The 9,806-nt window shown below is 65.5% G+C and carries 9 protein-coding genes; 5 read left to right on the top strand and 4 right to left on the bottom strand.

All coding sequences use genetic code 11. From position 1 onward, the window contains the following. The first annotated feature begins 100 nt into the window (after positions 1-100). The 3 genes from IF803_RS34280 (at position 101) to IF803_RS34270 (ending at position 4,037) form a co-directional block, all read left to right on the top strand. Complete coding sequence (locus IF803_RS34280) at positions 101-1,966, top strand: sigma-54-dependent Fis family transcriptional regulator (RefSeq protein WP_461195190.1); 1,866 nt, start codon at positions 101-103, stop codon at positions 1,964-1,966. Between the two features lie 233 nt (positions 1,967-2,199). Next, complete coding sequence (locus IF803_RS34275; protein ID WP_461195188.1) at positions 2,200-3,633, top strand: hypothetical protein; 1,434 nt, start codon at positions 2,200-2,202, stop codon at positions 3,631-3,633. After that, complete coding sequence (locus IF803_RS34270) at positions 3,633-4,037, top strand: hypothetical protein (protein ID WP_461195186.1); 405 nt, start codon at positions 3,633-3,635, stop codon at positions 4,035-4,037. The genes IF803_RS34275 and IF803_RS34270 overlap by 1 nt, the downstream gene beginning before the upstream one ends. A 9-nt stretch (positions 4,038-4,046) precedes the next feature. Here IF803_RS34270 and IF803_RS34265 read toward each other — a convergent pair whose 3' ends face one another. After that, positions 4,047-4,802: an SDR family oxidoreductase gene (locus tag IF803_RS34265; RefSeq protein ID WP_461195184.1), complete on the bottom strand. Its 756-nt coding sequence runs from the start codon at positions 4,800-4,802 to the stop codon at positions 4,047-4,049. A 462-nt stretch (positions 4,803-5,264) separates the two neighbouring features. Here IF803_RS34265 and IF803_RS34260 point away from each other — a divergent pair, with 462 nt between their 5' ends. Continuing rightward, positions 5,265-5,741: a hypothetical protein gene (locus IF803_RS34260; RefSeq protein ID WP_461195182.1), complete on the top strand. Its 477-nt coding sequence runs from the start codon at positions 5,265-5,267 to the stop codon at positions 5,739-5,741. A gap of 144 nt (positions 5,742-5,885) precedes the next feature. Here IF803_RS34260 and IF803_RS34255 read toward each other — a convergent pair whose 3' ends face one another. Continuing rightward, a complete protein-coding gene (locus tag IF803_RS34255) occupies positions 5,886-6,659 on the bottom strand; it encodes an MBL fold metallo-hydrolase (RefSeq protein WP_461195181.1) in 774 nt (257 codons plus the stop codon). A 73-nt stretch (positions 6,660-6,732) separates the two neighbouring features. On the opposite strand from IF803_RS34255, the gene IF803_RS34250 reads away from it, so the two are divergent. After that, positions 6,733-7,620, top strand: a complete 888-nt coding sequence (locus IF803_RS34250) for a LysR family transcriptional regulator (protein WP_461195179.1) — start codon at positions 6,733-6,735, stop codon at positions 7,618-7,620. Between the two features lie 104 nt (positions 7,621-7,724). On the opposite strand, the gene IF803_RS34245 is transcribed toward IF803_RS34250, so the two are convergent. Continuing rightward, positions 7,725-8,279 carry a flavin reductase family protein gene (locus IF803_RS34245; protein ID WP_461195177.1) on the bottom strand — a complete coding sequence of 185 codons (555 nt, stop codon included), beginning with the start codon at positions 8,277-8,279 and terminating at the stop codon, positions 7,725-7,727. A 135-nt stretch (positions 8,280-8,414) separates the two neighbouring features. Beyond that, complete coding sequence (locus tag IF803_RS34240) at positions 8,415-9,515, bottom strand: LLM class flavin-dependent oxidoreductase (protein ID WP_018269514.1); 1,101 nt, start codon at positions 9,513-9,515, stop codon at positions 8,415-8,417. Between the last annotated feature and the right edge of the window lie 291 nt (positions 9,516-9,806).

The raw sequence follows: 9,806 nt of genomic DNA, 5'->3' as shown, positions 1-9,806 counted from the left end.
AGTTCGTCGGCAGCGTCAGATGTGTATAAGAGACAGGGCCAATTGACATTCGGCCGCGGACTGCCAGACTTCGCGGAAAATTAGGGGTGGAGACCTCTGGATGGCCAATCTTTCGGCCTCAAATCACGTCGCCCGTGTTTTGTCGGCGGCCAACCAGGTGGCCGGCGTCGACACCGAGACACGGATTGCCGCGTCCTGGCGGCGCTGCGTGGTCAGTCACAATCTCGATCCGGCCCGGCGCGGCCCGCCGCAGACCCTGACCGAGGCCGAGGTCCGACACCTCGCCGAGCCGATGGAGGATTTGATCCAGGTCGCGATCCCCGAGCTCGAGGACCTCGCCCGCGTGCTCCACGACTCCGGCTACTGCGTCAACCTCGCCGATCCCAACGCCACCATGCTGGTGAGCCGGCTGCCCGGGGGCGACTATGCGCGGATGTTCCTGGAATGGAAGATCTACACCGGCTCGAACTTCGCCGAGACGTTCGAGGGCACCAACGGGCTCGGCACCGCGCTCGCCGAGCAGCGGCCGATCCTGGTGCATGGCGACGAGCATTTCCGCGAGCAGTGGCACATGTTCACCTGCGCGGTGTCGCCGCTGTTCGATCATGCCGGCCGCCTCGCCGGTGCCGTCAACATCACCTCGTGCCGCAGCGACCTCGGCCGCAGCGCGCATGAACTGGCGCTCGCCGTCACCACGGAGGCGACGCGGCGGATCGAGCAGTCGTTCTTCCGCCGGCGCTACCGCGCCTCCTGGATCGCGATGCTGCCCGGCGACGGGCACGGCATGCTGGCCTATGACGACGACCGCCGCGTGGTCGGCGCGTGCCGCACCGCACGCGCGGCGTTCGGCCTGACCGACGCGATGATCGAGGACGGCATCGACCTGTCGCATCTCATTCAACTGGACGATCGCGCGACGCGGGCCGCGGACGAGCCGGTCGCGCTGCGCCGCGCCGACGGCACGCCGTGGGGACGCGGCCATCTGGCGCCGCCGATGCGGGCGCGTTCGCCGCGTCCACCATCCACGCCGCCGCGCGAAAAGCCGGCCGGACAGTTTTCCGGCCTGCACAGGCTGGCGGGCCGCGATCCCGTGCTGATCAAGGGCGTGAAGCGGCTGATGACGGTCGGCAATCTCGATCTGCCGATCCTGCTGCATGGCGAGACCGGCGCCGGCAAGGACGTGTTCGCGCGCGCCATCCATGCCGCGAGCAATCGCGCCGGCCGCAACTATGTCGCGCTGAACTGCGCGGCGATGCCGGAGAGCCTGATCGATGCCGAGCTGTTCGGCTACGAGGCCGGCGCCTTCACCGGCGCGCGGCGCGAGGGATCGAAGGGGCTGATCGTGCAGGCCTCTGGCGGCACGCTGTTCCTCGACGAGATCGGAGACATGCCGCTTTCGCTGCAAACCCGGCTGCTCCGCGTGCTGGAAAACCGCGAGGTCTGGCCGCTCGGCGCGCTGAAGCCTGTCGCCGTCGACATCCGCCTGATCAGCGCCACGCACCGTGATCTGGCGCGGATGGCCGAGGACGGCAGCTTCCGCTCCGATCTGTATTACCGGCTGCGCGGCATGGAGATCCGCCTGCCCGCGTTGCGCGAGCGCGCCGACCGCAAGGACGTCATCGCGCAGATCGCCGACGAGGAAGCGCCGCACTGCCGCATCGCGGCCGACGCCTGGGCGCAGCTGACGGCCTATCCGTTCCCCGGCAACATGCGCCAGCTTCGCCACGTGCTGCGGCTCGCCGGCGCCACCGCGGAGGACGGCGTCATCACCGAGGCCGATCTAGATCTGCCACCGTTCGGCGCACGCGGTGCGGAGGCCGATCACGCAGCGCGCGAGCGCACCGCGATCGTCGATGCATTGCGCGCCAATGACGGAAGAGTGACGGACGCTGCCAGGGCGCTCGGGCTCAGCCGCGCGACGTTGTACCGGAAGATCAAGGCGTTAGGGATCGCGCTGGACAGCTAGACCAGAACGGCCCCTGCTGTTCCGGCGGTGCGGGAAAGGTGATATCGTACGGTTTTCGCCTTCAACGCCACGGAGCGGGTTCCATGACACGGTTTCCCCTCGCTGTGGTCGTTGGCCTCATTGCCGCGACCATTTCGCAGCCTGCCGCCTCGGATTCTCCTGAGCAACGATTGGGCAAAGTCCATTTTGTAACATCCTGCAAGCCTGAAGCGCAGGAGCTGTTCGATCGCGCCATGCTGTATCAGCATTCGTTCTGGTACAGCGCATCGCGACGCACCTTCGAGGAGGTGCTGGAGGCCGACCCGCAATGCGCCATCGCCTATTGGGGGATCGCGCTCAGCTATCTCTACAATCCGCACGCGCCGCCGCCACCGGAAAACCTTCCGCTCGGCCTTGAAGCTGCGAAAAAAGGCCAGGCGCTGAATGCTGGCACCCCGCGCGAGCGGGAATACATCGATGCGATCGCGGCGATGTATGTCGACTACGACAAGGTCGATCACCGCACCCGCGTGCAGCGATTCCTCGCCGCCGAAGAGCAGGTCGCGACGCACTATGCCGACGATGACGAGGCGCAGATCGCCTATGCGATCACGCTCAACGTCGCGGCCTCGCCGGGCGACAAGACCTACGCCAACCAGCTGAAGGGCGCGGCGCTGCTCGAACCGATCTTCACGCGCCAGCCCGAGCACCCCGGCATCGCCCACTATCTGATCCATCTCTACGACTACCCGGCGCTCGCGGCGAAGGGCCTCCCCGCGGCGATGCGCTATGCCAAGATCGCCGAACACGCGCCGCACGCCCAGCACATGCCGTCGCACATCTTCACGCGCGTCGGCTACTGGAAGGAGTCGATCGCCTCGAACAAGGAATCCGCGCGCATCGCCAAGGAAGACGGCGAGCAGCAGGACCAGGCGCACGCGATGGACTATCTGGTCTATGCGTATCTGCAGCTCGGGCAGGACAAGGAGGCGCGTGCGGTGGTCGACGAGCTCGGCAAGCTCCAGTTCAAGCTCGACCGGTTCGCAGGCCCCTTCGCGGTGGCGGCAAGCCAGGCCCGCTATGTCTTCGAACGCGGCGACTGGAAGGGTGCTGCCGCGCTTGAAGTGCATCCGACCAAATACGCCTATGCTGACGCCATCACCTATTTCGCCCGCGCGGTCGGCGCCGCGCGCTCCGGTGACCCCGCCGCCGCCAAGGCCGATGTCGCGAAGCTGGTCGAGCTGCGCGACAAGTTGAAGGACACGAAGGACGCCTACTGGTCCAACATCGTCGACATCCAGCAGCAGATCGCGAGCGCCTGGGTGCTGTACGCCGACGGCAAGTACGACGAGGCGCTCGGCGCGATGAATGCCGCCGCGGAGGCGGAAGACAAGACCGAGAAACATCCCGTCACCCCGGGACCGCTGGCGCCGGCGCGCGAGCTCTACGCGGCGATGCTGCTCGATCGCGGCATGGCCAGGGAGGCGCTCGCCGCCTACGAGGCCGTGCTCAAGAAGGAGCCCAACCGGCTGGCGACTTATCTCGGCATGATCAAGAGCGCCAAGGCGGCCGGCGATCAGGCCAAGACGCAGGAATGCGCAGTGCAGATTGCCCGGCTCACCGCGGGCTCGGATCTATCGCGGCCGGAGCTGATCGAATTGCACCAGACGACCGGAAGCAAGCTGTGATGCCACGGACGACATGGCGCAACGGTGGTGCGGCGCTGCTCGGCGTCGTTGCGCTATCGCTTTGCCAGGTGCTGCCGGTTGGCGCGATGGAGATCCTCGGCCAGGCCGGCGTGCTCGGCGAATGGGAGCTGACCGGACATCTCACCGAAAGCGCGCCGGGCACGCCCAGGCAGTTTTCCGGACCGCTCAAGATGAAGCATGTGGGCATCTGCACGCAGGACGGACCGGACGAACGCGCCGGAGAGATCAAGCTGCAAATCACGGGTGCGGATTCGCAGGTCACGGCCGAACTGGTGCTGGACGGCGCGCCCTGCACCTACAGCGCCCGCAAGATGCGCAATTACGAGGGCACGCTGTCCTGCGAAGGACGCGCGCCCGTTCCGCTGCTGGTGTGGCTCAAATAGCTGATACCGTCACGCCGCCGGCCGCGCGCGGCGCAGCCATTCGTTCAGATCGATGCGGCCGAGGCGCGCCTCGCCGAGCGGCACCAGCGAGTGCTGCTCGACCCGGCCGCCCCAGTAGAGCGCGTCAGGATCTTTGACCACCTCGCGCGGATCGCCTTTTGCCTTCAGGTAGCGCGCCACGATCTCGTTGAACGGCGCGCGGTCGGGACCTGCGATCTCGACGATGCCGTTGCGCGGCGGCTCGAGCGCGATATCGGCGACGAGCGCGGAAACGTCCTCCGCCGCGATCGGCTGGAACAGGCCGGGCGAGAGCCTGACGGTGTTTCCAGCTGCGCTCGCATCGGCAATCGCGCCGACGAATTCCATGAACTGGGTCGCGCGGATGATGGTGTAGGCAATCCCGGACGCCTCGATCAGCTTCTCCTGCGCCACCTTGGCGCGGAAGTAGCCGTTCTCGGGCGTGCGGTCGGTCCCGACGATCGACAGCGCGACATGGTGCCTGACGCCGGCCGGCTTCTCCGCCGTCAGCAGGTTGCGGCCGGAGGTTTCGAAGAATTCCATCACCGCCTTGTCCTCGAACGACGGCGAATTGGCGAGGTCGATCACGACCGTCGCGCCGGCCAGCGCCTCCTTCAGCCCCTCGCCGGTGATCGCATTGATGCCGTTTTTCGGCGAGGCGGCGACGACGTCATGGCCGCGCTGGCGCAGAATGGCAACGGTCCTTGAGCCGATCAGTCCGGTACCGCCGATCACAACGATCTTCATGGTGATACTCCTTGTCGGTGACGAGGTTTCTCGAGACATGCTTGCCGGATTCACCGCCGGCAATCGTCATGGGTATGTCGATCCGCCGCAACTTCGATGGTTGCCGCGCGCGCGGCCGACCACGGCAGCGGGGAGAAGGATTGGTGATTCGCGCGCCCTCCTCGGTCGCTCTCTCGCATGCAACCACACTATAGCACGCCACGGCTGTTCTGATGTCGCGGAACCTGCCATCTGGTGCGTCATCTGATGCGCACGAGCCGTTGGTGGCTACGCTTGCTGAACCTTCTACCGTCGCGTAAACTAATGCGTGCGTTCCAGCCAGCGTGCTGGGGTACCGAAAGCTTCGGCCGCTGCCGGGAAATCACCGCGGGCTCTCTTTCGTGCTGCAACGCAAATGCTGGGCATGACATGTAGCCCGCTGTGCACTCCTTGATTTGATTTCAGCAAACGCAGGAGGAGTCTATGCGGAATTTTATCACCTTTTTCGTTTCCAGCGTGGCAATCGTCGTTGCGGGGTCGACCGCCGTAGCGGGTGAGAAGGTGCTCGAGTTCAAGCTCGTCACCAAGCCTGTCGACGTCAAAGTCATCGAGGCAGCAAACGTCGAAGGGCAGACGGTCGTTTCCGGCAAGTTCTTTGGTGTCGCCGTCTTCAGTGATGGCCATATCGGGGTGAAGGAGTTCGTCCATTCAGGAGACATGCTGAAGGGCTCGGGCTCCTATTACGGTTACAGCACCTACACGTTCGAGGAAGGCGCGATCACGGCGCGCTACACCGGCGCGATCAAGGACGGAAAATCAAACGGCGAATATACGATCCTTTCGGGCACGGGCGCCTATGCGAATGCGACGGGCACAGGAACGATCGAAAGCGCGCCGAACCCGTTCAAGGGGGTCAATCTTCTGAACATCAAACTGGTCGTGAGAACGCCGGGGTCATAGCAGCGCACGTCCGCGGGACCGCGGCAAGGACCGCGACGCCTCACATGAGCGTTGGCCCGGCCAGCGGTCGCACGGCCGCGCCGGGCCCACGCCATCAAACGCGGCGCCGCGGTCAGCCCTTGTTCAGGCTCTGCCACGGCCGGTTCACCATGACCGCGGCAGCGGCTTGCCCTTTTCAAGCCGGATCAGACGGCCCGCCAGATTGAACTTGGCGAAGACGTCCAAAAGCTGGTCCTGGCTTTCGCGCAGATGGCCCCAACCTTCGTTGTGGACCGCGACAAGTGCTGCGTCGGGAAAGGCGTGCGCGGCCTCCAGCGCATCCTCGCTGCCCATCGTCATATGGAAACGGCCACGGGGCTCCGCGGCGCCCGTGAACAGCACGACGAGCTTGGGCGAAAACCGCCTCGCGACCTCGGCGGTGCCTTCGAACCAAAGCGTATCGCCGGTGACGTAAAGCAGGTCTCCCGGCTGCTCGGCGCCGAGCGCAAATCCAACCACGTCGCCGGCGTCGACCCCGATCGGTCCATGGCGGGCCGGCGTGGCGGTCACAAACAATTTCTTGCGTTCGCTCTCGAGGACGCGGGTCTCGAATGGAGCAAGGCCCAACGCGTTCCCGCCGAGACGCTGCGCGCCGGAATTCGTCGTGTAAGTTGTGCCAGCGTGCGGAAGAAGCGCGCGGCCGGCATTGTCGAGATTGTCGAAGTGGTGGTCGTGACTGAGCAAGACTGCGTCGAGCTTGCCGATCCGTTCGACCGAAAGGGCCGGCCCGTCCGTCTTCCTGTGCCGCACCGGGCTGTACGCTCCCTGATACTCGCCAGGAGGATCGAAGGTGGGGTCCGTCAGCAGACGAAACCCGTCGTACTCGATGAGCACGGTCGGACCGCCGACCAGGGTCAAGGTGAGATTCGGTGCCGCCATGAACTGTTCCCGCGCAATTGTCAGCCCAAATAACCAGCTCCCCGTCCTGAGCGGAATTCGCTATTCTTTCTCAATGGCTGATCAAAATCGCACAGCGATCGATTGGGAGGATGTCCGGCTATTCGCCGCGCTTGCCCGCCACGGCAGCCTGTCGGGAGCCGCGCGTGCGCTCTCGGTGAACCATGCGACCGTCGCCCGCCGCGTGAAGTCGCTGGAGACCGCGATCGGCGAACGGCTGGTCGAACGGCGTCCCGACGGTTACGTCCTCACCCGGAGAGGCGCGCGCATGCTCGATGCCGCCAACGATATGGAGGTCGCGGCAGCAAGGCTTGGCCACAGAGGCACGTCGGGCGCGCCGACCGGGCTTGTCCGCATCAACGCGCCCCCGAGCCTCTCGCAGAACTTCCTCGTCCATCGCCTCGCCAGGCTGTCCAGGCAGCAGCCGGGACTCGACATCGATCTGGCAACCGACTTTCGAACCGTCAGCCTCGAAAGGCGCGAGGCAGACATCGCCCTGCGATTTGGCCGTCCGGAGGACGGCGACGTCATCGCCAGGCAACTCGTGTCGATGGGTTTCGGCTTCTACGCGACCGCCAATTGCCGCCGCAGGATCGACGCCGGCGACGAGCCCGTGTTCGTCGGTTTCGACGAGGCCAATGCCCATCTTCCCGAAGCGCTGTGGTTGTCCCGGAAATTTCCCCATGCGCGCATGTCCTTCCGGACCAGCAACCAGGCCGCCCAGGCCGCGGCCGCACAGGCCGGCGCAGGCGTAGCCCTGCTTCCGCATTTCATCGGCAGGGCCGAACGGAAGCTGTGTGCCTGCAAACTCGCGCACGCCCCGCCGCCACGCGAACTTTGGCTCGTCACCCGGCGCCGCGACCGAAATGACCCTCTCGTCGGCACCGTTGCCCGGCATCTCGCGGACATCTTTGCCAATGAGCGCGGGCTGTTCGAGGATTAGGCTCGCTGCGGAGCAGCAGGTCTCAGGCAACCGAATTGCTGTCGGGCGAGATGGCCGGCGCGCAGACCATCAGGAAATGCCGGGGAAGGCCTCAAGCGCAAGCCTTACGAAAACTCGTTCCAGCTGACACGCCGTGCGTCGAGGTCGCCGAGTTCGACCGGATCATGGATATTGCGCACGCTCTGGAAGCCGCTGCGCAGATAGATCAGCGGATCGACCGTGGTCGCGGCGCGGACGTGCTGGACCTCGCCGATGAAGATCGAATGGGTCTTGGTCTCGAGCTCCTGCGCCAGCATGCAGTCGAACGCCGCGACGGCATCCTCCAGCACCGGGGCGCCGGTAGCGCCGGTGGTCCAGCGCCCAAACGCAAAACGGTCGTCGCCGTTGACGCCCTTCTGGCCGGAGAAGGTCAGCGCCAGCAGCGCGTGGTCCTCGTTCAGGAAGTTGATGACGAAATGGCGCTCCTCGCGGATGCGCTGATGCGCGCTGGCGTTACGGTTAACGCAGACCAGCACCGAAGGCGGATTGTCCGACAGCGAGCAGGCCGAGGTCACGGTCAGGCCCGTGCGCTGCCCGGTCTCGGAGCCGACCGTCACCAGCGCCACAGCGCCCGCGCAATGGCGCATCGCCTGCTTGAAACTCTGTGCGTCGACCGTCATGCCGCAAGCCCTGTTTGAGCATGATCTTGCCCGGAAAACCGCTTTGCACTTCTCCGGATCATGCTTCGGTAAAAAACACTTCGTTCAAGATATGCGACGCGGGGTGCGAGGCAAGCCCCGCACCCCGCGCAGCTGTCATGCAGCCTTCTCGAACTCGGCGCCGAGATGCTTCAGCCGTGGCATCACCTCGTTCTTGAGCAGGTCCAGCGAGTGCCGCCAGGCTTCCGGCTTGTGCTTGTAGTCGAAGCCGAACACACAGAGGACGCCGAAGCCGCCGACCTCCCGGTAGATCTTCTCGATCTTCTCGGTGACCGTCGCGGGCGAGCCGACGATCCAATTCCGGCGCGCGCAATATTCGACGGTGACGTCGCTATCGGGCACGTCGGGCGCATGCTTCAGATAGTCCTTGAAGCCGAAATGGCCGAGCAGCGGCAGGAAGTACTCGCTCATCATCCGGCCCATCATGTCGCCGGTCGACAGCTTCCACGCCTCCTCGTCGGTATCCGCCACGAACACCTCGCGCACCAGCCGCCAGTCCTTGCGGCTCGGTTTGCGGCCGGTCTTGGCCGCGCCCGCCTCGACCGAATCCCAGTGGCTGCCGACATAGGCCGGGTTGAGGTTGAGGCTCATCGGGATGAAGCCGCGCTCGCCGGCGAGCTTCAGCGTGTCCGAGTTCTTCGACAGGCCGGCGACGCCGATCGGCGGGTGCGGGCCCTGCAACGGCTTGATGTGCGGCTTGAGGAAGTCGAACATCGTGTCCGGCTTGCTCACCGTCCAATATTTGCCCTTGTGCGTCCAGGGTCCCGGCTCGGACCACATCTTCAGGATGATCTCGAGCGCCTCGCGGGTCATGTCGCGGTTCTGGCCCGACATGCCGTCGACATTGAACATCGCCCAGTCGCTCGGCAGGCCCGAGGCCGCGACGCCGAAGTTGAGGCGCCCGTTCGAGAGATGATCGAGCATCGCAACGCGGTTCGCGAGTTCGGCGGGATGATGATACGGCAGCAGGAAGCCGCCGGGCCCGATGCGCAGATTCTTGGTCTGCAGCAGCGCCTGCGCCACCAGCAGGTCAGGCGACGGGTGCGGCTCCCACGGCGCGGTGTGGTGTTCGCCGATCCAGGCTTCCTGATAGCCGAGCTCGTCGAGCCAGCGCAGCGTCTGCAGGTCCCAGTCGTGGCCCTCCTTCAATCCGCACTCCGGCGGGTGCGAGGGCATGGTGAAGTAGCCAAGCTCCATGTGCGTTTCCTTCCTTCGCGTTGGGTTCAGTCGTGCAATGCGTCTTGCCGCGCATTGCATGACGATCAGCAAGCGCTGTGCCAGCGGAGGAAGTCGCAGGGAATGGGTGAGAACAGCCGGATTTCGGCCGGCTGCGCGCCGGTCTTCGGGCTCAGGAGCGCCGCGACCGTCTCACGGTCGCGAGACGTGTCGCAACCGTGAGACGGATAATGCCCCTCATGGTGAGGAGCGCGAATGCGCGTCTCGAACCATGAGGCCGTCTGTAGCCTACATCCTTCGAGACGCCCGCTA

This window comes from Bradyrhizobium sp. UFLA06-06 (assembly GCF_054820065.1).
The sequence above is the reverse complement of the archived record's forward strand: the minus strand, read 5'-3'. Positions and strand labels throughout refer to the sequence as shown.